This is a genomic window from Streptomyces sp. NPDC002328 (assembly GCF_042890065.1).
Taxonomy (GTDB): Bacteria; Actinomycetota; Actinomycetes; order Streptomycetales; family Streptomycetaceae; genus Streptomyces.
Genome location: NZ_JBIARQ010000004.1, coordinates 548217 through 569362, shown reverse-complemented (window position 1 = coordinate 569362; position 21146 = coordinate 548217). Strand labels below are relative to the sequence as shown.

Annotated in this window: 24 protein-coding genes and 2 pseudogenes; 11 read left to right on the top strand and 15 right to left on the bottom strand. The window is 72.6% G+C overall.

Translation table 11 applies throughout. The features are described from left to right. The first annotated feature begins 40 nt into the window (after window positions 1-40). The 4 genes from uraD to ACFYX4_RS15035 are packed head-to-tail and all read left to right on the top strand — an operon-like array spanning window position 41 to window position 3300. On the top strand, window positions 41-592 hold the full coding sequence (gene uraD / locus ACFYX4_RS15050; RefSeq protein WP_389331650.1) for a 2-oxo-4-hydroxy-4-carboxy-5-ureidoimidazoline decarboxylase: 552 nt from the start codon (window positions 41-43) through the stop codon (window positions 590-592). A gap of 7 nt (window positions 593-599) precedes the next feature. Beyond that, window positions 600-995 (top strand): hydroxyisourate hydrolase, encoded by a 396-nt coding sequence (gene uraH, locus ACFYX4_RS15045; protein WP_389331647.1) that lies wholly within the window; start codon window positions 600-602, stop codon window positions 993-995. A gap of 2 nt (window positions 996-997) precedes the next feature. After that, a complete protein-coding gene (gene pucL, locus ACFYX4_RS15040; protein WP_389331644.1) occupies window positions 998-1915 on the top strand; it encodes a factor-independent urate hydroxylase in 918 nt (305 codons plus the stop codon). 11 nt (window positions 1916-1926) lie between these two features. Continuing rightward, window positions 1927-3300 (top strand): 8-oxoguanine deaminase, encoded by a 1374-nt coding sequence (locus tag ACFYX4_RS15035; RefSeq protein ID WP_389331641.1) that lies wholly within the window; start codon window positions 1927-1929, stop codon window positions 3298-3300. A 61-nt stretch (window positions 3301-3361) separates the two neighbouring features. Here ACFYX4_RS15035 and ACFYX4_RS15030 read toward each other — a convergent pair whose 3' ends face one another. Continuing rightward, window positions 3362-3961, bottom strand: coding sequence for a 3'-5' exoribonuclease domain-containing protein (locus ACFYX4_RS15030; RefSeq protein WP_389331638.1), 600 nt, complete (start codon window positions 3959-3961; stop codon window positions 3362-3364). Window positions 3962-4023: 62 nt separating this feature from the next. Beyond that, complete coding sequence (locus ACFYX4_RS15025) at window positions 4024-4815, bottom strand: helix-turn-helix domain-containing protein (protein WP_389331635.1); 792 nt, start codon at window positions 4813-4815, stop codon at window positions 4024-4026. An 87-nt stretch (window positions 4816-4902) separates the two neighbouring features. Here ACFYX4_RS15025 and ACFYX4_RS15020 point away from each other — a divergent pair, with 87 nt between their 5' ends. Continuing rightward, window positions 4903-5760 (top strand): NAD(P)H-binding protein, encoded by an 858-nt coding sequence (locus ACFYX4_RS15020; protein WP_389331632.1) that lies wholly within the window; start codon window positions 4903-4905, stop codon window positions 5758-5760. 18 nt (window positions 5761-5778) lie between these two features. Here the strand turns inward: ACFYX4_RS15020 and ACFYX4_RS15015 are convergent, their stop codons facing one another. The 5 genes from ACFYX4_RS15015 to ACFYX4_RS14995 form a co-directional block, all read right to left on the bottom strand. Continuing rightward, window positions 5779-6201, bottom strand: coding sequence for an acyl-CoA thioesterase (locus tag ACFYX4_RS15015; protein WP_389331629.1), 423 nt, complete (start codon window positions 6199-6201; stop codon window positions 5779-5781). Between the two features lie 55 nt (window positions 6202-6256). Further along, window positions 6257-6925: a hypothetical protein gene (locus ACFYX4_RS15010; protein ID WP_389331626.1), complete on the bottom strand. Its 669-nt coding sequence runs from the start codon at window positions 6923-6925 to the stop codon at window positions 6257-6259. Between the two features lie 122 nt (window positions 6926-7047). Beyond that, on the bottom strand, window positions 7048-7653 hold the full coding sequence (locus ACFYX4_RS15005; protein ID WP_389331623.1) for a histidine phosphatase family protein: 606 nt from the start codon (window positions 7651-7653) through the stop codon (window positions 7048-7050). A 51-nt stretch (window positions 7654-7704) separates the two neighbouring features. Beyond that, window positions 7705-7911 carry a DUF397 domain-containing protein gene (locus ACFYX4_RS15000; RefSeq protein WP_389331620.1) on the bottom strand — a complete coding sequence of 69 codons (207 nt, stop codon included), beginning with the start codon at window positions 7909-7911 and terminating at the stop codon, window positions 7705-7707. Then, window positions 7908-8363 (bottom strand): Scr1 family TA system antitoxin-like transcriptional regulator, encoded by a 456-nt coding sequence (locus ACFYX4_RS14995; protein ID WP_389331617.1) that lies wholly within the window; start codon window positions 8361-8363, stop codon window positions 7908-7910. Before ACFYX4_RS14995 ends, ACFYX4_RS15000 begins: the two co-directional genes overlap by 4 nt. Window positions 8364-8470: 107 nt before the next feature. Here ACFYX4_RS14995 and ACFYX4_RS14990 point away from each other — a divergent pair, with 107 nt between their 5' ends. Further along, window positions 8471-8917 (top strand): ATP-binding protein, encoded by a 447-nt coding sequence (locus ACFYX4_RS14990; RefSeq protein ID WP_389331614.1) that lies wholly within the window; start codon window positions 8471-8473, stop codon window positions 8915-8917. A gap of 13 nt (window positions 8918-8930) precedes the next feature. Here ACFYX4_RS14990 and ACFYX4_RS14985 read toward each other — a convergent pair whose 3' ends face one another. Next, complete coding sequence (locus tag ACFYX4_RS14985) at window positions 8931-10139, bottom strand: pyridoxal phosphate-dependent aminotransferase (RefSeq protein ID WP_389331611.1); 1209 nt, start codon at window positions 10137-10139, stop codon at window positions 8931-8933. 87 nt (window positions 10140-10226) lie between these two features. Here ACFYX4_RS14985 and ACFYX4_RS14980 point away from each other — a divergent pair, with 87 nt between their 5' ends. Next, a complete protein-coding gene (locus ACFYX4_RS14980; RefSeq protein WP_389331608.1) occupies window positions 10227-10877 on the top strand; it encodes a winged helix-turn-helix transcriptional regulator in 651 nt (216 codons plus the stop codon). 85 nt (window positions 10878-10962) lie between these two features. Here the strand turns inward: ACFYX4_RS14980 and ACFYX4_RS14975 are convergent, their stop codons facing one another. From ACFYX4_RS14975 to ACFYX4_RS14965, 3 genes are read right to left on the bottom strand one after another with little or no spacing between them, the layout of a single operon-like run. Further along, window positions 10963-11763 (bottom strand): hypothetical protein, encoded by an 801-nt coding sequence (locus ACFYX4_RS14975; protein ID WP_389331605.1) that lies wholly within the window; start codon window positions 11761-11763, stop codon window positions 10963-10965. After that, window positions 11763-13025 (bottom strand): VWA domain-containing protein, encoded by a 1263-nt coding sequence (locus tag ACFYX4_RS14970; RefSeq protein WP_389331602.1) that lies wholly within the window; start codon window positions 13023-13025, stop codon window positions 11763-11765. The genes ACFYX4_RS14975 and ACFYX4_RS14970 overlap by 1 nt, the downstream gene beginning before the upstream one ends. 43 nt (window positions 13026-13068) lie before the next feature. Continuing rightward, a complete protein-coding gene (locus tag ACFYX4_RS14965; RefSeq protein WP_389331599.1) occupies window positions 13069-14595 on the bottom strand; it encodes an IucA/IucC family protein in 1527 nt (508 codons plus the stop codon). Between the two features lie 133 nt (window positions 14596-14728). Between ACFYX4_RS14965 and ACFYX4_RS14960 the strand changes: the two genes are divergently transcribed. Beyond that, complete coding sequence (locus tag ACFYX4_RS14960; RefSeq protein ID WP_389331774.1) at window positions 14729-16240, top strand: IucA/IucC family protein; 1512 nt, start codon at window positions 14729-14731, stop codon at window positions 16238-16240. 396 nt (window positions 16241-16636) lie between these two features. Here the strand turns inward: ACFYX4_RS14960 and ACFYX4_RS14955 are convergent. Together ACFYX4_RS14955 and ACFYX4_RS14950 are read right to left on the bottom strand one after the other, a co-directional pair. Then, window positions 16637-16879: pseudogene (locus ACFYX4_RS14955) on the bottom strand (NAD(P)/FAD-dependent oxidoreductase); the annotation flags it as partial. Next, window positions 16876-17289, bottom strand: coding sequence for an arsenate reductase ArsC (locus ACFYX4_RS14950; RefSeq protein ID WP_389331596.1), 414 nt, complete (start codon window positions 17287-17289; stop codon window positions 16876-16878). The gene ACFYX4_RS14950 and the pseudogene ACFYX4_RS14955, both read right to left, overlap by 4 nt. A gap of 91 nt (window positions 17290-17380) precedes the next feature. On the opposite strand from ACFYX4_RS14950, the gene ACFYX4_RS14945 reads away from it, so the two are divergent. The 3 genes and pseudogenes from ACFYX4_RS14945 to ACFYX4_RS14935 all read left to right on the top strand — a co-directional run bounded on the left by ACFYX4_RS14945 (window position 17381) and on the right by ACFYX4_RS14935 (window position 19515). Further along, on the top strand, window positions 17381-17689 hold the full coding sequence (locus tag ACFYX4_RS14945; protein WP_200402173.1) for a helix-turn-helix transcriptional regulator: 309 nt from the start codon (window positions 17381-17383) through the stop codon (window positions 17687-17689). Then, the gene (locus tag ACFYX4_RS14940) at window positions 17686-18465 is read left to right on the top strand and encodes an aquaporin (protein WP_389331591.1); all 780 of its coding nucleotides are present in this window, start codon (window positions 17686-17688) and stop codon (window positions 18463-18465) included. The genes ACFYX4_RS14945 and ACFYX4_RS14940 overlap by 4 nt, the downstream gene beginning before the upstream one ends. Further along, window positions 18462-19515: pseudogene (locus tag ACFYX4_RS14935) on the top strand (ArsO family NAD(P)H-dependent flavin-containing monooxygenase). Before ACFYX4_RS14940 ends, ACFYX4_RS14935 begins: the two are co-directional and overlap by 4 nt. Before the next feature lie 45 nt (window positions 19516-19560). Here ACFYX4_RS14935 and ACFYX4_RS14930 read toward each other — a convergent pair. Both ACFYX4_RS14930 and ACFYX4_RS14925 read right to left on the bottom strand, forming a co-directional pair. Then, a complete protein-coding gene (locus ACFYX4_RS14930) occupies window positions 19561-19938 on the bottom strand; it encodes an ArsR/SmtB family transcription factor (protein WP_389331588.1) in 378 nt (125 codons plus the stop codon). Between the two features lie 49 nt (window positions 19939-19987). Further along, window positions 19988-21022, bottom strand: a complete 1035-nt coding sequence (locus ACFYX4_RS14925; protein WP_389331585.1) for a flavin-containing monooxygenase — start codon at window positions 21020-21022, stop codon at window positions 19988-19990. Between the last annotated feature and the right edge of the window lie 124 nt (window positions 21023-21146).

Genomic DNA, 21146 nt, shown 5'->3' with positions numbered 1-21146 from the left:
CCCGTTCGTACGACGGCCGTTCGCGGCCACGGAGGCTCCCGTGACGTCGACTTCCACGCCCCCGGGCCTGGTGCGGTTCAACGGCCTGGCGGAGTCCACGGCCCGCGCCGCGCTCCACGAGGCCTGCGCCTCCACGGCGTGGGCCCGGCGTCTGCTGGCCGCCCGCCCCTACGCGACCGCCGACGAGGTCTACGCCGCGAGCGACGCCGCCATGGCCGAGCTGACGACCGCGGACCTGGAGGAGGCGATGGCCGGGCACCCGCCGATCGGCCGCCCCGCCCCGGGCGACCCCACCTCGGCCCGCGAACAGCGCGGCATGGCCGGCGCCTCCGAGGCGCTCAGGGCGGAGATGCTCGACCTCAACCTGGCCTACCAGGAGAGGTTCGGGCACGTCTTCCTGATCTGCGCCACCGGCCGCACCGGCGAGCAGATGCGCGACGCCGTGAGGGAACGGATCGGCAACACTCCGGAGCGGGAGCGGGAGATCGTCCGCACCGAGCTGGGGAAGATCAACCGCATCCGGCTCGCCCGCATCGTCGAAGCCGCCGAAGCCGACGAGGCCGTCGAGGCCGTCGAAGCCGAAGGGGACTGAGAGCAGCATGAGCACCAGCACGACCGCCTCGGTGTCCACGCACATCCTGGACACCTCCGTCGGCCGCCCCGCCGGGGGAGTCGCCGTCCGGATCTCCGCCCGCGCGGGGCGCGACGCCGACTGGCGGGCGCTCGGCGGCTCCGCGACCGACGCGGACGGCCGCTGCAAGGACCTCCCGGCCCTGCCGGAAGGGATCACCCATGTGAGACTCGACTTCGCGGTCGAACCGTACTTCGAGGACAAGCGAGCCGAGGCGCGGCAGGACGCCCCCGCGGATCGGGACAGCGGCCCCGGCGTGTTCTTCCCGGAGGTGGCGATCACGTTCGCCGTCGTGCCCGGCGAGCACTACCACGTACCGCTGCTGCTCAACCCGTTCGGCTACTCCGTATACCGAGGGAGCTAGCTATGGCAGACACTTCCCGCCCCGGCCGCCCGGTGCTGGGACAGAACCAGTACGGCAAGGCCGAGAACCGGGTCGTCAAGATCACGCGGGACGGAGCCACCCACCACATCAAGGACCTCAACGTCTCCGTGTCGCTGAGCGGCGACATGGAGGAGGTCCACTACTCCGGCTCGAACGCCAACGTCCTGCCGACCGACACCACCAAGAACACGGTGTACGCGTTCGCCAAGAAGCACGGCATCGACTCCGCCGAGCAGTTCGGCATCCACCTCGCCCGCCACTTCGTCACCTCCCAGGAGCCCATCCACCGGGCCCGGATCCGGATCGAGGAGTACGCCTGGGAGCGCGTCGAGACCCCCGGCGAGGGCGCGCACTCCTTCGTCCGCAAGGGCCAGGAGACCCGGCTCGCCCAGATCGCCTACGACGGCGAGCGCTGGGAGGTCGTCTCCGGGCTCAAGGACCTGACCGTGCTGAACTCGACCGACTCCGAGTTCTGGGGCTACGTCAGGGACGAGTACACGACGCTCCCGGAGGCCCGCGACCGCGTCCTGGCCACCGACGTCTCCGCCCGCTGGCGCTACCACTGGGCCGACGACGCCGAGCCCGTGCCCGACTGGGACGAGTCCTACGCGCGAACCCGGGAGCACCTGCTGTCGGCCTTCGCCGAGACGTACTCGCTGTCCCTCCAGCAGACGCTGTACGCCATGGGCTCCCGGATCGTCGACCACCGCCCGGAGATAGACGAGGTCCGCTTCTCCCTGCCCAACAAGCACCATTTCCTGGTGGATCTCACGCCGTTCGGCCTGGAGAACGACAACGAGGTCTACTTCGCCGCCGACCGCCCCTACGGCCTGATCGAGGCCACCGTCCTGCGGGACGGCTGCGAGGCCCGGATCCCGGCCGACCTGACCAACCTGTGAGGACGGACAAGATGGCTCAGCGCATCGTCATCGAGAACGCGGCGATCGCGACCGTGGACGCGAACGACACCGAACACGCCTCGGGCCACGTGGTCGTGGCGGACAACCGGATCGAGTCGCTCGGCGCGGGCCGGGCCCCCGAGGGCCTGGAGAACGTCGTGCGCCGCGTCGACGCCACCGGGCACCTCGTCACTCCCGGCCTGGTCAACACCCACCACCACTTCTACCAGTGGATCACCCGCGGCCTCGCCACGGACCACAACCTCTTCGACTGGCTCGTCGCGCTGTACCCGACCTGGGCGCGCATCGACGAGCCGATGGTCCGCGCCGCCGCGCAGGGCTCGCTCGCGATGATGGCACGCGGCGGCGTCACCACCGCCATGGACCACCACTACGTCTTCCCGCGCGGCTCCGGCGACCTGGCCGGCGCGATCATCGGCGTCGCCCGCGACATGGGCGTCCGCTTCACCCTGGCGCGCGGCTCCATGGACCGCGGCGAGAAGGACGGCGGGCTGCCGCCCGACTTCGCCGTCGAGTCCCTGGAGGACGCCCTCGCCGTCACCGAGGAGACGGTACAGCGGCACCACGACTCCTCCTTCGACGCGATGACCCAGGTGGCCGTCGCACCCTGCTCGCCCTTCTCCGTCTCCACCGAACTGATGCGACAGGGAGCGGAGTTGGCCCGCCGTCTCGGCGTGCGGCTGCACACCCACGGCTCGGAGACGGTCGAGGAGGAGAAGTTCTGCCACGAGCTGTTCGGCATGGGCCCGACCGACTACTTCGAGTCCACCGGCTGGCTGGGCGAGGACGTGTGGATGGCGCACTGCGTCCACATGAACGACTCCGACATCGACGCCTTCGCCCGCACCAGGACCGGCGTCGCCCACTGCCCCTCCTCCAACGCCCGTCTGGCGGCGGGGATCGCGCGGGTCCCGGACCTGCTCGCGGCCGGCGTCCCGGTCGGCCTCGGCGTCGACGGCACGGCGTCCAACGAGTCCGGCGAACTGCACACCGAGCTGCGCAACGCGCTCCTCGTCAACCGCCTCGGCGCTCACCGCGAGGCCGCCCTGAACGCCCGCCAGGCACTGCGGCTCGGCACCTACGGCGGAGCCCAAGTTCTGGGCCGGGCAGGGGAGATCGGCTCGCTGGAGCCGGGCAAGCTGGCCGACCTGGTGCTGTGGCGGATGGACACCCTCGCCCACGCCTCCATCGCCGACCCGGTGACCGCGCTGGTCTTCGGCGCGGCGGCCCCGGTCACCGCCTCCTTCGTGAACGGCCGTCAGATCGTCGAGGACGGACGGCTGCTGACCGCCGACGAGGACGCGATCGCCCGCTCCACCCGCGAGGAGGCCCAGCGGCTGGCACGGATCGCCGCCGGGTCCTGAGCGAGGCGGGGCGGTCCCATGGGGCGGGCGGCCCCATGGGGCGGGTCACCGGGCGGCGGCTTCAAGACGGCGCGGGCCCCGCCCACGCCATCAGGTTGGCGAACAACTCGGCCTGCTCGATCGCGTCGTCGAGGGCGTGGTGGGTGTGGCGGCGCTTCGACAGCAGCTCACGCGGCATGTTGCCCTTCGCCACCGCCCGCAGCGGAAGCCCCGCCTTGGTGGCGTACAGCGTCTTCATGTCGAGACAGCCGGAGTGCCCGAACGGGCTCGCCCCGGTGAACCGGATCAGATACCAGTACAGGAACGTCCAGTCGTACGACGCCGGATAGCCGCACATCACAGGCTGCGCGCCCTCGCTCACCCCGCGCACCCAGCGGGCGAACTCGTGCAGCGCCGCCGCCGGTTCGCGCCCCTCCCTGCCCAGCCGCTTCCGGTCGAGCCCGCTCACGGCCAGCGCCTCGGGCACGAACTCCTCGCTGATCGGCCGCAGTTCGCGGTAGAAGGTCCGCGCGGCGGGATCGGCGGCGGTGAAGCCGTCCGCGTCCTGCACACCGGCGACCGCGGCCCCCAGGCTGAGCATCGAGTACGGGCCGGGGATGGGACCGTCGGCCTCGACGTCCACGGAGATGTACAGGCTGGGTTTGACACGTCGTGCGGGCATGGGACGGGAGCATCGCAGGTGCGCGGGGTGCGGCGCACGCGAATTCCGCGTCACCCGCCGGCTCACGGGACCGCTCGGCAGGGCGTGGCCCGTGGGAGCCGCCCCGTGAAGAACGCCCGCGGCGGCACGCCCATCAGGGTGCGGAAGTCGGCCGTCATGTGCGACTGGTCGTAATAGCCGGTGACGGCGGCGAGTTCGGCCCACGAGGCGGACAGGGCGTGGTCGAGGACGTGCCGTACGCGGTCGATGCGGGCGAAGTGCTTGGGGGAGAGGCCGACGCCCTCCGCGAAGAGGTTGCGCAACTGCCTTTCGCTGACGGACAGTTCGCGCGCCACGTCCCGTACGGCGGCCGGCGCGCGGTCCCGGCGGGTCGACAGGGCGGCGACGGCGGCGCGCAGCAGCCGCTCGCGGTCGCGGGAGCGGTCGGTGGGGGACGGGATCAGATCCGCGAGGCCGGACGCGGCCTCGCTTGGCTCCCGGTACGCCAGTTCGCGCGCCAGCGCACGGGCGGCGCCGGACGGCAGGGCGCCCAGCGGCACCACCCGGCCGACGAGGTCCACGGCCGGCACGCCCAGCAGCGGGCGCGCCGCCCCCGGCCCCAGACGCATGCGCACGCACGACACCACCCGCTGCTCCGCGTCCGCGTGGTACGTGGCCCGGGTGCGCGGTCCGACGACCAGCGTGTCGCGCCGTCCGTCGTCCCGGACGCGGACGACCACCTGGGTCGCGGTGTCCGGCGGGTGGGTGAAGGCGTCCTCGACGGGGCCCGTGACCCGCACCGTCCCGAGGCCGGCGATCCAGGGGCGCGCCCGTTCGGGGACGGTCAGGGAGTGCTCGGCGAGGGCGTTCGTCACCGCTCCACGGTAAGCGCCGGGGAGGCCCCGGCGGGCGGCGCAAGCGTGCCGGAATCTCCTAGAGACGCGCTGCCGACGCCCGGCACTGTGAGAGCCATGATCCTCGTGACCGGTGCCACGGGCACCATCGGCAGTGAACTCGTACGACAGTTGGCGGCGCGCGGCGAGAAGGTGCGCGCGCTGGTCCGCGACCCGGCGAAGGCGGCCGGGCTGCCCTCGGGGGTGGAGGTGGCGCGTGGGGACTACCTCGACCCCGGCTCCCTGGAGGCGGCGGCGGCCGGAGCGCAGGCCGCGTTCCTGGTGGGCGTCCCGGGCCCGGACACCCACCACGACGAGGCGCTGGTGGCGGCGGCCCGGTCGGCGCGGGTCGCCCGGCTGGTGAAGCTCTCCGCGATCGCGACCGGCGACCCCGGCCTGGGCAGCTTCGGCACCTGGCATCTGCCCGGCGAGTCGGCCGTGCGCGAGAGCGGGGCCGAGTGGGCCGTCCTGCGGCCCTCGTCGTTCGCCTCGAACACGCTGAGCTGGGCGGAGCCGATCAGGGCGGGCGAGCCGGTGCCGAACATGAGCGGCGACGGGGCGCAGGGAGTGATCGACCCGCGTGACGTGGCCGAGGCGGCGGCGCGGGTCCTCCTCGACGGCCGGCTCGCCGGGCGGACGTACACGCTGACCGGGCCGGAGACGATCAGCGTCCCGGGGCAGGCCGCCGTGCTCGCCGAGGTCCTCGGCAGGACGGTCGCCACCCGGGACCTCAGTCCGGAGGAGGCGCGTGAGTGGCTGCTCGCCTGGGGTCTTCAGGAGGCCGAGGCGGACGGCGTCCTGGCCGGCAACGCCTTCGTGCGCGGCGGCGGCAACGCCGTCGTCACCGAGGACGTGCCGGAACTGCTTGGGCGTCCGGCGCGGACCTACCGCGAGTGGGCCCAGGACCGTCGAGCGGCCTTCGGGTGACGCCGTCCGTCAGAGCGGTCAGAGCCCGAACAGGCTCGGGTCGGACGCCAGTTCCTTGAAGTGGCTCTGCGGATCGGACACCATCCGCCGCTCCTTCAGGTCCAACAGCCCGCCCACCGCCGTCAGTTCGGCCGCCACCGTGCCGTCCGCCCTGCGCATGACCTGCTCGATGCGGAACGTCTTGCCGTCGCCCCACGCGAACACGCACGTCACGTCGACCTCGTCGCCGGCGAGCAGCTCACGTTTGTAGCGGATGGTCGTCTCCAGGGCGACCGGTCCGACGCCCCGGTCGAGCAGCGCGGCCTGGGTGACGCCGGCGGCCCGGAGCAACGACCAGCGCGCGTGCTCCGCGTAGTTGATGTACACGCTCTGGTTCACATGGCCCTGCATGTCGGTCTCATAGCCGCGGACGGTGATCCGGACGGAAAACGGCTCGCTCACTGCTGGCTCCCCCTGCTCGTGTCTCTGGGCACGTCCCCTGATCTTGGCATGTCCCTCACACACGCCGGGGCGACGCCAGCAGATAGCGGTCTCTCGTGCGGGGGTCGGTGTGCTCGCCGACCTGCCAGCCCGCCCCCTCCAGTGTCGCCGCGCACGCCCGCCGCGTCCTCTCGTCCGGCCCGCGCACCGCAACGGCGTCCGGCTGCGGTGTCGCGCGGACCCGGTAGCCGTCGGCGTCCGGTCCGGCGGGGCGGTGCCCGGCGGCCTCCAGGGCGAGCGCGGCGGCCCGTACCAGATGCGTACGCTCCCACCCGCACGGCCGGTCCACCGCGCCGTCCGGATTGGTCATCCGGCGCAGCTCCAGCAGCCCCTGCCAGGCGCTGTGCACCTCCCGGGCCCGGGACGGCCCGGCCACCGCCGCCTCCTCACCGCCGACCCGCGCGGCGAACACCCCGCCCGCGCCGGACGACTCACGGGCGGCGGCATCGGAAGCGGCGGACGGATCGGCGGACGATGCGGCGGGCACGGAGGGCTCGGGCGGCGACTCCCGTATCCGATGCCCGGCAGGCGTCAGAAAACAGTCGTGCGGCGGACGCGGGTGCCGGAAGGCGAGCCCCCGCCCGACCAGCGCGGCGAGCTGCGCCTCCGTACCCCGCAGCCGCCCGGTGACGGGATCGGCGGCGTCGATCACACGCCGCTGCGCGGCGGTCGGCGGTCGTGTCACGGCGTGCTCCCTCCGGTCGGCGGGGACGAACACTTCGCCCACCGCTCCGAAGGCTACGACGAGGGTCTGACAACGGGGACCGCACGGACCTCCCGGGACGAGACGGCGACCGTGCGCGTCCGTCAGCCGCCCGGACGGATGTTCCACCCCGCGATCACCGGACGGCCGTGCTCCGTCCCCAGTCGGCACAGCGTGCCCGTGGCCAGCTGGAACAGCGCGCCCGCAGACGGGGGCAGCCCGAGCCGGCGCGCGGTGAGGACCCGCAGGAAGTGGCCGTGCGCCACCAGCACCACGCACCCCTCGGTGTTCGCGAACGCCGCGTCCACCTTGGCCAGCATCCGGTCGGCCCGCTCCCCGACCTGCTCCGGGCTCTCCCCGGGATGCTCGGGCGGCCCCGGCGCGACCCCGTCCGTGAACAGGAACCAGCCGGGCCGCTCGCGTTGGATCTCGACGGTGGTGATGCCCTCGTAGCCGCCGTAGTCCCACTCCCGCAGGTCCGCGTCGACCTGCGGCTCGTGCGGGTCGAGCCCGATCAGCTCGGCCGTCTCCCGCGCCCGCTGCGCGGGGCTGACGAACGCGGCCCCGATCCGGTGCGAGCGGATGAGCGGGACCAGCCGCCGCGCCTCGTCCCGGCCGTGCTCGGTGAGCGGGACGTCCGTCGATCCGGTGTGCCGACCGGAGCGCGACCACGCGGTCTCCCCGTGCCGTACGAGAAAAAGATCACCCATACGACACAGACTCGCACAACGCACCTTGCGACGCCGACGCCACGCTCCCCGTCAGCGACCGGCGGCGTACGAGAGGAAGGCGGCCCACTGGGTTGCGCCGACGGCGAGTTGTGGGCCTCGCTGGTTCTTCGAGTCCCGTATGTGGATGGTGCTGGAGGCGAAGGCGACCTCGACGCAGGCGGGCCCGTCGTCCGTGCTGTGGCTGCTCTTGAACCACTTCAGCTCGGAGCTGGGATCCGCCGAGGACTTTGCGCTCATGTCTCTCCAAGAACTTTCTCGATGAAGGCCAGCGACTCCTGTGGGGGAAGCGCCTGAGCCCGGATGACGCCGTAGCGCAGCTCAAGGATCTGCATCTCCTCGGAGAACGCCGGTCGCCGCGAGCGGAACACCGCCCGCAGATACTCCTCCGTCTGCAACAACCCGTTGATGACGGAGTTGTCGTAGGCGCAGATCTCGACCGCCTCCGCCTCCAGCTTCTTCAGATCCCGCACCTTCTTCGGGTACCGGGCCTCCTCCACGTCCTTATGCAACCCGGCGATCAGCCCGCCCGCCCCGAGCGCCTCGTCCGCCGCCTCCAGGAACTGCGGCTTCGGCGCGCGCCGTCCCCGCTCCACCGAGGAGACCTGTTCCTCGCTGTACCCGATCGCCGCCCCCAACTCGGCCTGCGTCCAGCCCTTCCGCTCCCGGAACATCTTGATGACCGGTCCCACGCGTCACGCGTCGCCGCCCGGACAGACCCGGACGGCGACCGGACAGTGACGCTGCGTACCGCCGATGTTCCTGTTCAGAGTAGAGTCGACCGACCACGCTGAGTGACATGAACTTGGAGATCGCCCAGCCCGCCCCCACCGCGCGTCAGTTCGCGGTCCGGCTCTCCGCCACCCCCAGGGGAGCCCGGCTCGCCCGCCGTCTGACGGCCGAACAACTCGACACCTGGGGCCGGCCCTACGCGACGGACGCGAACGCCACGGCCGCACTCCTCGTCGCCGAACTCGCGACGAACGCCGTACGGCACGGCAGGGAGCGGGGCCGTGACTTCCGGCTCCGCCTGACGCTCTACCCGGAGGACACCACCCTCCGCATCGAGGTGACGGACCCCCGCCCCGGCCGCCGCCCGCCCACCCCCGGAACCCTCCAACCGCCCGCCCCCGACGCCGAGTCCGGCCGTGGCCTGCTCCTCGTCGAGGCCCTGTCGAGCCACTGGGGAGTGACGTGGGGGGACGGCTTCACCAAGACGGTGTGGTGCGAGGTCGCGCTCGGGTGAGCGTTGCGGGAACCTACTGCCGGTAGCCGCTCAGGAACCGGCCGATCCTGCCGATCGCCGCCTCCAGGTCCTCCGCGTGGGGAAGCGTCAGGATGCGGAAGTGGTCCGGGGTCGGCCAGTTGAAGCCGGTGCCCTGGACCACCTGGATCTTCTCGCGCAGGAGGAGGTCCAGGACGAACTTCTCGTCGTCGTGGATCCGGTGCACCGCGGGGTCGAGGCGCGGGAAGGCGTACAGCGCACCCTTGGGCTTCACGCAGGAGACGCCCGGGATCTCGTTGAGCTTCTCGAAGACGACGTCCCGCTGTTCGCGCAACCGGCCGCCGGGCGCGGTGAGTTCGTGGATGGACTGGCGTCCGCCCAGCGCGGCCTGGATGGCGTACTGGGCGGGCGCGTTGGCGCACAGGCGCATGGAGGCCAGCATGGTGAGGCCCTCCAGGTAGTCCTTCGCGTGCTGCTTGGGACCGGTGACCACCAGCCAGCCCGAGCGGAAGCCCGCCACCCGGTACGTCTTCGACAGCCCGCAGAAGGTCAGGACCACCAGGTCGGGGGCGAGCGCGGCGGCGGAGTGGTGGACGGCGTCGTCGTAGAGGATCTGGTCGTAGATCTCGTCGGCGAAGACCATCAGGCCGTGGCGGCGGGCCAGGTCGAGGATGCCCTCGACGATCTCCTTCGGATAGACGGCCCCGGTCGGGTTGTTCGGGTTGATGATCACGACCGCCTTGGTCCGGTCGGTGATCTTCGACGCCATGTCGTCCAGGTCCGGGTACCAGTCGGACTGCTCGTCGCACAGGTAGTGCACGGCCTTGCCGCCGGCGAGGGTCGTCACCGCCGTCCACAGGGGGAAGTCCGGGGCCGGGATCAGGATCTCGTCGCCGTCCTCGACCAGCGCCTGCACGGCCATCGAGATCAGCTCGGAGATGCCGTTGCCGAGGAAGACGTCGTCGACGCCGACCGCCAGGCCAAGGGTCTGGTAGCGCTGGGCCACGGCCCGGCGGGCGGAGAGGACACCGCGCGAGTCGGTGTAGCCGTGCGCCTGCGGCAGCATCCGGATCATGTCCTGGAGGATCTCCTCCGGCGCCTCGAAGCCGAAGAGCGCCGGGTTGCCGGTGTTCAGGCGCAGCACGCTGTGGCCCGCCTCCTCGAGCGCGTTGGCGTGCTCGACCACCGGGCCGCGGATCTCGTAGCAGACCTCGCTGAGCTTGTTCGACTGCCGGAACTCCATGCGCGCTCGCTCCTCCGGTATCTGATGTTACTTGGTTTTACCAAGTCCCCGCTTGGAAAGTCCAACGACATGTCTAGACTGCCTCGCATGTCTCGTCGCCGAAGCTACGACCAGTACTGTTCCGCCGCCCGCGCGCTCGACGCCGTCGGCGACCGCTGGACCCTGCTGATCGTCCGGGAGTTGCTCGCCGGTCCGCGCCGCTACACCGATCTGCACGCCGACCTGCCGGGCGTGAGCACGGACGTACTCGCCTCGCGGCTGAAGGACATGGAACGCGACGGGATCTGCGTCCGCCGCCGGCTGCCGCCGCCCGGCGCCGCCTACGTGTACGAACTCACCCCGCGCGGACGGCAGTTGCTGCCGGTGCTTCAAGCGCTGGGGGAGTGGGGCCAGGCGGAGTTGGGGGAGCGGCGGCCCACCGACGCGGTACGCGCGCACTGGTTCGCGCTGCCGCTGCTGCGCTCACTGGAGGGCGTGGGCGGCGATGTGGGCGGCGGAACCGTCGAAGTCCGCCTGGAGGAAGGCGAGTTCCACCTGTTCGTGGCCGGCGGGGAGGGCCCTGTCTACGGCGACGGGCCCGCGCCCGTGGAACCCGACGCCCGCCTGACCCTGGACGCCGCCGCCTGCGCGGGCGTGGCCCAGGGGGAGTCGACCCTGCTGGACGCGGTGCGGGCGGGGCGGGTCGCGGTGGAAGGCGAGGGCCCCCTCGCGAAGGCCCTTCGGGAGGCCCTGAGCTGAGGCCCTCCGGGAGCCCCTGAACCGAGGCCCTCCGGGAGACCCTCCGAGAGGCCTGAACGGCGCGCGGCCTCCCGGAGGGAGGCGTTCAGGCGGTCGGCGGCACCCTCGGCGGGCGGCCCGCGCCGCGCGTCAGGGTGTAGCCGCCGATGCCGGCCAGCGCCGCCAGGAGGCCGCCGATCGCCGTCCACACCCAGCGGTCCGACCACCAGCCGGACGACCAGCCGTCGTCCGGCTCGATGCTCGACAGCACAGCGGAGGACGAATCCTCCTTCTCCGCCTCGGGCTTGACCGCGATGCCCGGCACCAGCGGCTCGGCCAGACTGCCGTCCACCGCCGCCGCGCCGCCCATGTCCTTGGAGTCCACCCGCAGTTCGGCGTCGACCGGCAGCCCGAGGTCGGCCGTCTTGAGGCCGACGGCGGTCAAACGGACGTAATACGTGCCCGGCAGCGGGTCGTTGGCCCACGGCTCGGACCAGGCGCGGACCGTGCGCAGCACGCAGGCCAGTTCGAGCGAGGCCGCGCCCGCGGCGGCGGTGCGCGTCTGCGCGCCGTACTGGCAGGCCTGGCGGCGGCGCAGGCCGTCGTAGACGTCGACCTGCCATGTCTGGCCGGTGTGCCCCTCGGGGAGCTTCACCGTCGCCTTCACGGTGGGCCGTTGGCCCGCGTCGGCCGGGAACGACCAGTACAGGTAGTCGCCGGTGGACGCGCTCGCGGTCGCCTTCTGCCCCTGCTCGACCTCCGTCGCCGTACGGAAGGAGGTGCCCGCCTGGGTGGGGGACGAACTGTCCTCGGAGGGGCTCGCCGAGGGCGTCGAGTCGGCGGCGGCCGGCGTCGCCGCCAGGCCCAGCGCCAGCAGCGTCGCGCTCAACACACGGGTGATGCCCATCAGTTGGTCCTCCAGATCGCGATGCGCCAGCGTGACGCCCAGCCCCACAGCAGGCCCGCGAGGAAGCCGGCCAGCACCAGTACGCCGAGCAGCCACCAGCCGCGGCCCAGACCGAAGGAGGCCACGTCGCTCGCCCGCGACGGGCCGTCGACCACGTCCACGGTCAGCTCCAGCGGCAGACCGGGCGTGGTCTTCACCCCGGCGGCCGGGGAGAAGGAGTGGGTGACCTGGAGGCACACCGTCTCGGCGGGCGCGTCCTCGTCGTCGCTCTCCGCCTTCGGATAGCGCAGACCGGTCGAGACGACGTCCGTACGGCCGTTGCCCGCCGCCTCGCCCCGCACGATCTCCCGGCCGGGCACGGTGACCGCGCGCAGCAGCACCCCGTGGGCGGGGTTCACGGCCCGGTCGGCCGACACGCTCACCGAGGCGCGCAGTTCCTGCCCCGGCTCGACGTCGACCCGGTACCAGCGCTGCCGGCCGAACTCCTCACGGTCGGTGAACAGGCCCGACTTCAGCGTCGGGGCCTTGGTGCACGAGTCCGCGCCGCCGACGGCGACCGGCGTCACCACGGGGTCGGCCGCCCGGTCCACCAACTGGTTGACCTTGTCGGCGAGTTCGTCGGTGTGCTCCACCGAGGTGTAGGTGCCGCCGGTGGCCTCGGCGATGCAGCTGAGCTGCTGGCGCATCTTGACGTTGGGGACCAGGCCGAGCGTGTCGATGGTCAGACCGATGCCCTTGGCTGCTATCTCGCGGGCCACCTCGCACGGGTCGAGCGGCGCGCAGGTGTCCTCGCCGTCGCTGATCAGCACGATGCGCTTCGAACCGGTACCGCCGTCGAGGTCGCCGGCCGCCGCGAGCAGCGCGGGGCCGATCGGGGTCCAGCCGGTGGGCGTGAGGGTCGCCACCGCCGTCTTGGCCTCGGTGCGGTCCAGCGGGCCGACCGGGTAGAGCTGCGCGGTGTCCTTGCAGCCCGTCTGCCGGTCGTCGCCGGGGTAGTTGGCCCCGAGGGTGCGGATGCCGAGCTGCACCTCCTTCGGGGTGGCGTCGAGCACCTCGTTGAACGCCTGCTTGGCCGCGGCCATCCGCGTCCCGCCGTCGATGTCCTTGGCCCGCATCGAACCGCTGACGTCGAGGACCAGGTCGACCTTCGGAGCGTTGGCTGTGGTCTCGTCGGCGACCGCGCCCGACGGGCAGGCGATCCCGGCCGCGAGCGCGGCGAGCAGAGCTCCCGCGCCGGCCGCCAGCCGTTGTGTTCTGATCATCGGCGGATCCTATTGATCAGAGGCGCTCCGCCACAAAACGACCTCAGAACCCCTGCGGGCGCAGCGGATTGGGCAGTACCGTCCACTGGTCACCGGGCACTCCGGGGGACAGCCGCATCAGCGTCAACGCCTTGGCCGGCAGCGGCCGTTCGCACAGCGCGTCGAGGTCGGGGGTGCGCGGCAGCCCCCGTACGGCCGTCGTCAGCGCCGCCCGCAGGGCCTCCCGGCCGCCCGCCGTGCCCGCCAGCGCGCCGCCGACGAGCGAGCCGAACAGCTTGCGCCGCAGAGCCTCCTCGTCGTCCGTGCGGATCCGCTCCGGCAGCTCCGGCAGCGGCACGCCGTGCCGCGCCAGCCGGGCGGGGCTGACGCGGATGTCGGCCAGATCGCGGTAGACCAGCCGCAGCGGCGCGCCCGACGCCGAGAGCACGACCAGCAGATTCTGCCCGTGCGCCTCCAACGCCACGCCCAGCTCCAGCAACCGCAGCCCGACGATCAGGGCCAGCCGTGCGAACTCCACCAACCAGCCCGGCCTGGACGGCAGTTCCGTGGTGGCGAGCGCGGCGACCGGCACCACGTGCTCGCCCGGCCCCGCGTACACGGCCGGCGACTCGCGCAACACCGCCGCCAGATCGGGGGAGTCGGCGGTGACCGCGCCCAGCGTCCGCGTCGTGTGCAGCAGACCGTCCGTGCGCGCCGCCAGCGTCTCGGCGAACGCCGACAGCACCGCGGAGGAGGCGACCGAGCCGACCGAGATGTCCCGCACCGAGGACGTCAGCCGGGCGCTGAGAGACGTCTTCACATGCGGGCCGTCCGGCAGCGCGAGCGTGCGCAACGACATCAGCGGATGCGCGGCAGGACCCGGCGCACAGGACCGCTTGAGGACATGGGCCGCCTGCCACGGATGCACCGGGATCAACAGGTCGTCCCCGTCGCGCAGTTCGGTCGGCCAGTCGCCCGCGACCAGACACTCCCCGGCCGGCACCGGCAGCAGCCCGAGCCGGACCGGCGGCGGGCGGTGCTCCGGACCGTACGCCAGCTGCTCCGCCACCGAGAAACCCGGCCGGGAACGGCAGTTGGGGTGGTACGGATGACCGTCCACGACCCGCTGCTCCCACTCCCAGTCGTGCACGGGCCACTCGTCCGAGTGAGCTTCACCCGCTTCCCCCTGGCCCGCATCGGCTCGCGACAGCGCCAACGACGCCACGCTGTGCCCCAGTTCGGCCGCGAAGCCGCCTCCGGACGGAACGGCCAGCTCCGTCGTCAGCCGCGCGGGATCGTCGTACGCCACTCCGTCGAGCCGCACCTCCGTCACACAGCCGGTCGTCGCGTACGGATCCGCGTGCGGGCCGTGCAGACGGCGGCCGTCCGAAAGGCGCAGGGCGAGGCCGTCCCGTCCCGGCTCCCGGCGCTCGATCCAGGGCAGCGGTTCATGGGCGAACGCCCGCCACAGGCGCGTCAGCACGGCCGCGCGGGCCCCCGGCAGCTCGGCCGCGAACCGGGGCGCGAGCGCGGGGCGCACGGCGTCGAGTTCGGCGGCCACCTCGGCCTCGGCGGTGGGGGGACGGTGCACGGGCGGGCTCCTCGGGTACGGGTAGGGCGTCACGGACGGCTCGTGACGACAGCGATACTGATCGTCTCCGCCCGAGAAGAACCGTAGGGAACGAGTACAACGCGTGGACCTCATCCCCCCACCCGCCGAGGCCATGGCGCCCGCCGACCGAGCCGGACGGGACGGCCTCGCCGCCCGCGCCGAAGCCTGCGCGGCCGCGCCACTGCTGAACTGCCTGCTGCGGGAGGTGGCCGAACCGCTTCCCGAGCGCGGCGGACGCCCTGTGTACCGGCTGCCCTCCGGCCGCCTGCTGCGGGTGCGCGGCACCCGGCGACCCGCCGAACCCGAGGCGTACACGGCCGGCGCCTGGCACCGCCTCGACCACGCCCGTCTCGTCCGGCTGGTCTGCGAAGAACTGCGCTGCCACACCGGCCTAGCCAACGACGAACTGCCCGCCGAGATGCTCGACAGCCGGGACGCGGTGGCCGCCCTGCTCACCGCACGCGCGCGTGCCACCCCGCCCGACGACCCCTACCAGCGCTCCGAGCAGTCCCTCCTCACCGGCCACCCCCACCACCCCGCCCCCAAGGCGCGCGGCGGCGGCCCCGCGTCCGCCTGGCTGCCGTACGCGCCCGAGGCGCACGCCCGCTTCCCGCTGGTCCTGCTCGGGCTGCGCGAGGACGCGGTCGTCGAGGAGGGCGACACCTCCGCGCTCGACGCCCTCGGCGAGGCCCCGCCCGGCTACCGGCTGCTGCCCACCCACCCCTGGCAGCTCGACCTGGCGCGCCGCGCCCTCGCGCCCGCGTTCGCCGACGGCCGCCTGGTCCGGCTCGGCGCCACCGCCTTCGACACCTGGCCGACGGCCGCGATCCGCACCCTGTACGCACCCGGGCCCGACCTGTTCCTGAAGTTCAGCCTTGACGTGCGCATCACCAACGACATCCGCCGGCTGTGGCGGCACGACCTGCGCAGGCTCCGCCGGACCGACGCGGCCGTCACCCGCGCGTTCTCCACCGCCGGCGGCCAGGCGGTGGGCGGCCCCGCCGCCTGGCTGAGCGACCGCTGCTACCGCACCGCCGACTTCGCCTTCGAGGAACTGGCCGTGCTGGTCCGCGACGGCCTGCGCGAGCACGTCCTGCCCGGCGCGACCCCGCTGCTCGCCGCAGGCCTTGTGGAGGGCTTCACGGGCAGCCCGTTGCACGGCGCGGCGGATCCGGAGGCCTGGTGGGAGGCGTATCTCGCCGCCGTCGTCCCCCCGGTGCTCGACGCCTTCGCCTACCACGGCGTCGTCCTGGAGGCGCACCTCCAGAACACCCTGGTCGCGGTCGACGCCGACGGGACGCCGGTGCAGGCCCTGTTCCGCGACGCGGAGGGCGTCAAGCTACTGACGGACGTCCCGCGGGCCGCCGGCTGGGAGCGGCTCGTGTACTGCCTGGTCGTCAACCACCTCACCGAGGTCGCCGCCGCCCTCGCCGAACGCCGCCCCGGCCTGGACCCCTGGCCAGCCGTCCGCCGCGAGCTGGCCCGGCACGACCTCCCCGAGGTCCGCGCCCTCCTCGCCGCGCCCACCCTGCCCGGCAAGACGAACCTCCTGCTGCGCTGGACCGGCGCGGACGGCGCCGACGCCCGCTATCTGCCCCTGCCCAACCCCCTGGCCGACGCGTGATCCCCGCGCACGAAAACTCAACCGGGCCGGGCGACGGGCTGCACCAGGCTGGCCGGTGTGCTGCGCGATGTGACTGCTGTTCGATACGTGACCCCGCTGCGGTCCGGGGGCTCCGTCCCCGGCGTCGTGGAGGCCGACGACCTGGGCACGTACGTCGTGAAGTTGTCCACGTAGGAGCGCTGACCTGTGGTGATGCCGTTGCCCTCGTGGCTGACCTGCGGTGTTACCTCTTTCAGCGTCTTTAACGCGCGTGCAGTCTTATGCGCTCGATCCTCCCCACGCGCTCCCCAGCAGCGCGGATACTCCCCAGAATCTCCCCAGGGGTGCCTAGTTCCGTGGAGTGGTGATAGTCGGAGTCACCGCTGCCCGGAACACGCTGAGTGACCTCAGGTGAGGCTCGGCGCCGAAGCGTTCGGCCTGAGCGCGCATGTTGTCCATCAGGTCCGGGCCCATGATGCCGTCGCGGAAGCCGGGGAAGTTCTCCACCTCGGTCGTCTGCACCAGCGCGCCGCCCGCCTTGACCGCGCCCTCGAAGACCAGCGGCTTCAGCGAGGCGCGAGCGGTGTAGAGGGCGGCGGTGTATCCGGCGGGACCGGAGCCGATGACGATGACGTTGCGTATGTCCGCCGCCGTGCTCATGCCTGGGGCTCCGGGGCGATCTCCTTGATCAGGCCCTCGACCAGCACCTTGATCTCATCCCGGATCGGACGCACGGCCTCGACGCCCTGGCCCGCCGGGTCCTCCAGATCCCAGTCCAGGTACCGCTTGCCGGGGAAGACCGGGCAGGTGTCGCCGCAGCCCATGGTGATGCAGACGTCCGACTCCTTCACCGCGTCCACGGTGAGCATCTTCGGGACCTCGGCGGAGATGTCGATGCCGACCTCGGCCATGGCCTCGACGGCGGCCGGGTTGACGCCCGCGCCCGGGTTGGAGCCGGCGGAACGGACCTCGACGCGGTCCCCGGCCAGGTGGGTCAGCCACGCGGCGGCCATCTGGGAACGGCCGGCGTTGTGGACACAGACGAACAGCACGGAGGGCTTGTCGGACATCAGAGGTCTCTCTTGTCTCACGACCGGATCAGGTGCAAATGATGTCAGCACCCGGTGGTGTCAGCCACCACTGATGTGACAGTATCAGCCCATGATGACGTCAGTCGACACTGATCTGATCCGGGTTCTGGCCGACCCGCTCAGGCTCCAGATCGTGACCCTCCTCGCCAAAGAGACCCTGTGCACCACCCACCTCGTGGAGGAGACCGGTGCCAAGCAGACCAACCTCTCCAACCACATGAAGGTGTTGCGCGAGGCCGGGGTCGTCGAAACGGAGCCGTGCGGCCGGTACATCTACTACCGGCTCAAGCCCGACGTCATCGCCCAACTCGCCAGTCAGTTCGCCGACCTGGCCGAGTCCGCTCGCACCGCCGCCGAGAACAAGAGGGCCTGCCCATGACCGCCGCCGAAGCCGCCCCGACCGCGGCCTCCGCGCCAGCCGGGCCTGCGCCTGAGTCCGTGGCTCCCGCGCCGGGCGCCACCCCGCCGCGCACCCCGCTGGTCGCCCGGGCCGCCGCCGAACTCATAGGCACCGCCCTGCTGGTGGCGGTCGTGGTCGGCTCCGGCATCCAGGCCACCGAACTCACCAAGGACGTCGGCCTGCAACTGCTCGCCAACTCCACGGCCACCGTCTTCGGCCTCGGCATCCTGATCCTCCTGCTCGGACCGGTCTCCGGTGCCCATTTCAACCCGGTCGTCACGCTCGCCGAGTGGTGGACCGCCCGACGCGGCGGCCCCGGTGTCACCCCGCGCGAGGTGGCTGTGTATCTGCCTGCACAGATCGTCGGCGCGATCGCGGGCGCCATCCTGGCGGACGCGATGTTCGGCAAGCCGCTGGTGGAGTGGTCCACGCACGACCGGTCGGCGGGGCACCTGCTGCTCGGTGAGGTCGTCGCCACGGCCGGCCTGATCCTCCTGATCTTCGGCCTGGCCCGTACCGACCAGCTGCGCTTCGCGCCGGTGGCCGTCGCCTCGTACATCGGCGCGGCGTACTGGTTCACCTCCTCGACGTCCTTCGCCAACCCGGCGGTGTCCATCGGCCGCGCCTTCACCGACACCTTCGCGGGCATCGCACCGGGTTCGCTTCTGGGCTTCATCGGCATGCAACTCGTCGGCGGCGTGGTCGGATTGGCACTGGTGGCCCTCATCTTTATGCGCGGACGATCGGCCGAGTGACCAACAGAACGCAGGTGGTGGTGATCGGCGGCGGCCAGGCCGGGCTCGCCGCCGGTTACCACCTGCGCCGCCTCGGCCTGGAGTTCGTCATCCTCGACGCCCAGACCACGCCGGGCGGCGCCTGGCAGCACGCCTGGGACTCGCTGCATCTGTTCTCACCGGCCGCGTACTCCTCGCTGCCCGGCCGCCTCATGCCGCCGCAGACCGGCCAGACCTACCCCGACGCCCGGCACGTGGTGGAGTACCTGACCGAATACGAGAAGCGGTACGAACTCCCCGTCGAGCGGCCTGTCCGCGCGAACGGCGTCCACCAGGACGGCGCGTTCCTGTGCGTGGAGACCGACTCGGGCACGTGGCAGGCCCGCGCCGTGATCAGCGCGACGGGTACCTGGTGGCGGCCCTTCCTGTCAGCCGTCCCTGGCGCGCGGCTTTCGAAGGCCGCCAACTGCACACGGTCAGTACACGCGGCCGCAAGACTTCTCCGGACGCCGCGTGATCGTCGTCGGGGGCGGCAACTCCGGCGCCCAGATCGCCGCCGACCTCGCGCACGACACCCAGCTGACCTGGGTCACCCAGCGCCCGCCTCGCTTCCTCGCCGACGACATCGACGGCCGCGCCCTGTTCGACACGGCCACCGCCCGCCGCCGCGCCCTCGATCAAGGGAGCACGGACACGGGCGGGGTCGCCTCGCTCGGGGACATCGTCGCAGTCCCGCCCGTACGCGAAGCCCGCGACCGCGGCCTGCTCATCGCGCGCCCGATGTTCACCCGGCTCCACTCCGGCGGCGTCGAGTGGGCCGACGGTACCCGTGCCGAGGCCGACGCGATCATCTGGTGCACCGGCTTCCGGCCCGGCTTGTCCCACCTGGCCCCGCTCCAACTCCGCGGCCCGCGCGGCCATATCGCCACGACCGGCACCCCCGCGGTCGGCGAGCCGCGCCTGCACCTGCTGGGCTACGGCGACTGGACCGGCCCCGCCTCCGCCACCCTCATCGGCGTCGGACGCCCCGCGCGGGAGACTGCCCGTGAGATCGCCGACCTGCTCGGGTAGGACCTCGAGCGGTCGAGGACCCTTCGGCGCAGGGCGCGCTTCGGGTCAGGCCGCGGCCGGGGCTATGGTCAGCAGCTTGCCCATCGCGGCCAGCACCGTCGGCTCCACCCGATAGTAGACCCAGGTGCCGCGCCGCTCGGAGGTGAGCAGGCCGGCCTCCTTGAGCTTCTTCAAGTGGTGGGAGACGGTCGGCTGGGAGACTCCGACGTCGGAGATGTCGCACACGCACGCCTCGCCGCCCTCGTGCGAGGCCACGGCGGAGAACAGCCGCAGCCGTACCGGGTCGCCGAGCGCCTTGAACATCCGCGCGGCCGTCTCTGCCTCCTCCGCGGTGAAGGGGCGTTCCGTCAGCGGCGGGCAGCACGGCGCCACCTCATCGCCCATGGCGGCATCCAGCAGCGGCAGCACCTTCGTGTTCGACATGCATCTATGTTGACACATGTCGAACCAGTCGGGCGAGGGCCGGACCGCCTCAGGCGCGGGACAGGTGGGCGGCGATGTGCCGCGCGGCCCGGGCGGCATCCCGCCCGACCCCGCGCAGGGAGTTCGACGACAGGCTGCGCTGCCACTCCAGCCCGACGTGCGCCAGCCCCGGACGCGTCAGCGACATCCCTTCACGGTGGCGAGGGTGCCCGGTGGCGTCGAGGGCGCCGAGCGGGGTGAGGTAGTCCAGGTCGGGGCGGTAGCCGGTGGCCGGCACGATCGCGTCCACCTCCTCCGCGCTTCCGTCGGCCCAGGTGACCTTCGTGCCGCTGACGCCGGCGAACACCGGGCGCCGGTCCGGCCGCCCGGAGGCGACGGCGGCCCGGTAGCGGCCGTCGTCGATGACAGGCTGGGTCGGCGGCGCGGAAAGGAAGCGGCCGACGGGCAGCGTGTCGAGCCCGGTGCGGGCCAGCCACCAGTGCAGGTCCCGGCCCAGGGTCCGCTGGCGGGCGAACCGCACCGGATGCCGCGCCGCGAGCGTCACCCGCGCCCGCCCACCGAGCTCGGCGGCGATCTGCACCGCGGAGTTCCCTGCGCCGACCACCACGACCCGCCGCCCGTCGAACGGCTCGGGTGCGCGGTAGTCGGCGGCGTGCAGCAGCGTTCCCGTGTAGGCCGCCAGTCCCGGAAGGTCTGGCCGGTGGGGTCGGCCGAAGGTGCCGGTCGCCGCGATCACAGCGCGCGCCACGAGCCGCCCGCCGCCTTCCAGACCCAGCGCGAACGCGCCGTCTTCGGGGCGGACGTCACGTACCCGGGTCCGGGTGCGGATCTCGGCGTCCAGCCGGTCGGCGCAGCGCAGCAGATGGGCGACGACCTCGTCCCGGTGCGGGTAGCGGTCCGGATCGCCGCCGAACGGCAGGCCGGGCAGCGAGCTGTACCGCGCCGGGGAGAAGAGGGTGAGGTGGTCGTAGTAGCGCGGCCACGACCCTGCCGCCTGCTCGGATGCCTCCAGCACCACCGGCTGAAGCCCCTGCCCACGCAGAGCGTGCGCTGCGGCCGGCCCGGACTGGCCACCCCCGATCACCGCGACGTCGACTCATTCCACGATCCCCACCCCTGGATTTGATGAATGTCTATGTTGACGCTCATCAATACAGGTGTCATGCTGGGCCGCGCAAGCCATCGACGAATGTCGAAGCAAAGGGGAA

Bases quoted from the DNA above. Each gene is read 5' to 3' on its own strand.
- uraH (WP_389331647.1), top strand. From the start codon at position 600: ATGAGCACCAGCACGACCGCCTCGGTGTCCACGCACATCCTGGACACC.
- pucL (WP_389331644.1), top strand. From the start codon at position 998: ATGGCAGACACTTCCCGCCCCGGCCGCCCGGTGCTGGGACAGAACCAG.
- ACFYX4_RS15035 (WP_389331641.1), top strand. From the start codon at position 1,927: ATGGCTCAGCGCATCGTCATCGAGAACGCGGCGATCGCGACCGTGGAC.
- ACFYX4_RS15030 (WP_389331638.1), bottom strand. From the start codon at position 3,961: ATGCCCGCACGACGTGTCAAACCCAGCCTGTACATCTCCGTGGACGTC.
- ACFYX4_RS15005 (WP_389331623.1), bottom strand. From the start codon at position 7,653: ATGGGTGATCTTTTTCTCGTACGGCACGGGGAGACCGCGTGGTCGCGC.
- ACFYX4_RS15000 (WP_389331620.1), bottom strand. From the start codon at position 7,911: ATGAGCGCAAAGTCCTCGGCGGATCCCAGCTCCGAGCTGAAGTGGTTC.
- ACFYX4_RS14990 (WP_389331614.1), top strand. From the start codon at position 8,471: ATGAACTTGGAGATCGCCCAGCCCGCCCCCACCGCGCGTCAGTTCGCG.
- ACFYX4_RS14985 (WP_389331611.1), bottom strand. From the start codon at position 10,139: ATGGAGTTCCGGCAGTCGAACAAGCTCAGCGAGGTCTGCTACGAGATC.
- ACFYX4_RS14980 (WP_389331608.1), top strand. From the start codon at position 10,227: ATGTCTCGTCGCCGAAGCTACGACCAGTACTGTTCCGCCGCCCGCGCG.
- ACFYX4_RS14975 (WP_389331605.1), bottom strand. From the start codon at position 11,763: ATGGGCATCACCCGTGTGTTGAGCGCGACGCTGCTGGCGCTGGGCCTG.
- ACFYX4_RS14970 (WP_389331602.1), bottom strand. From the start codon at position 13,025: ATGATCAGAACACAACGGCTGGCGGCCGGCGCGGGAGCTCTGCTCGCC.
- ACFYX4_RS14960 (WP_389331774.1), top strand. From the start codon at position 14,729: ATGGCGCCCGCCGACCGAGCCGGACGGGACGGCCTCGCCGCCCGCGCC.
- ACFYX4_RS14950 (WP_389331596.1), bottom strand. From the start codon at position 17,289: ATGTCCGACAAGCCCTCCGTGCTGTTCGTCTGTGTCCACAACGCCGGC.
- ACFYX4_RS14945 (WP_200402173.1), top strand. From the start codon at position 17,381: ATGATGACGTCAGTCGACACTGATCTGATCCGGGTTCTGGCCGACCCG.
- ACFYX4_RS14940 (WP_389331591.1), top strand. From the start codon at position 17,686: ATGACCGCCGCCGAAGCCGCCCCGACCGCGGCCTCCGCGCCAGCCGGG.
- ACFYX4_RS14930 (WP_389331588.1), bottom strand. From the start codon at position 19,938: ATGTCGAACACGAAGGTGCTGCCGCTGCTGGATGCCGCCATGGGCGAT.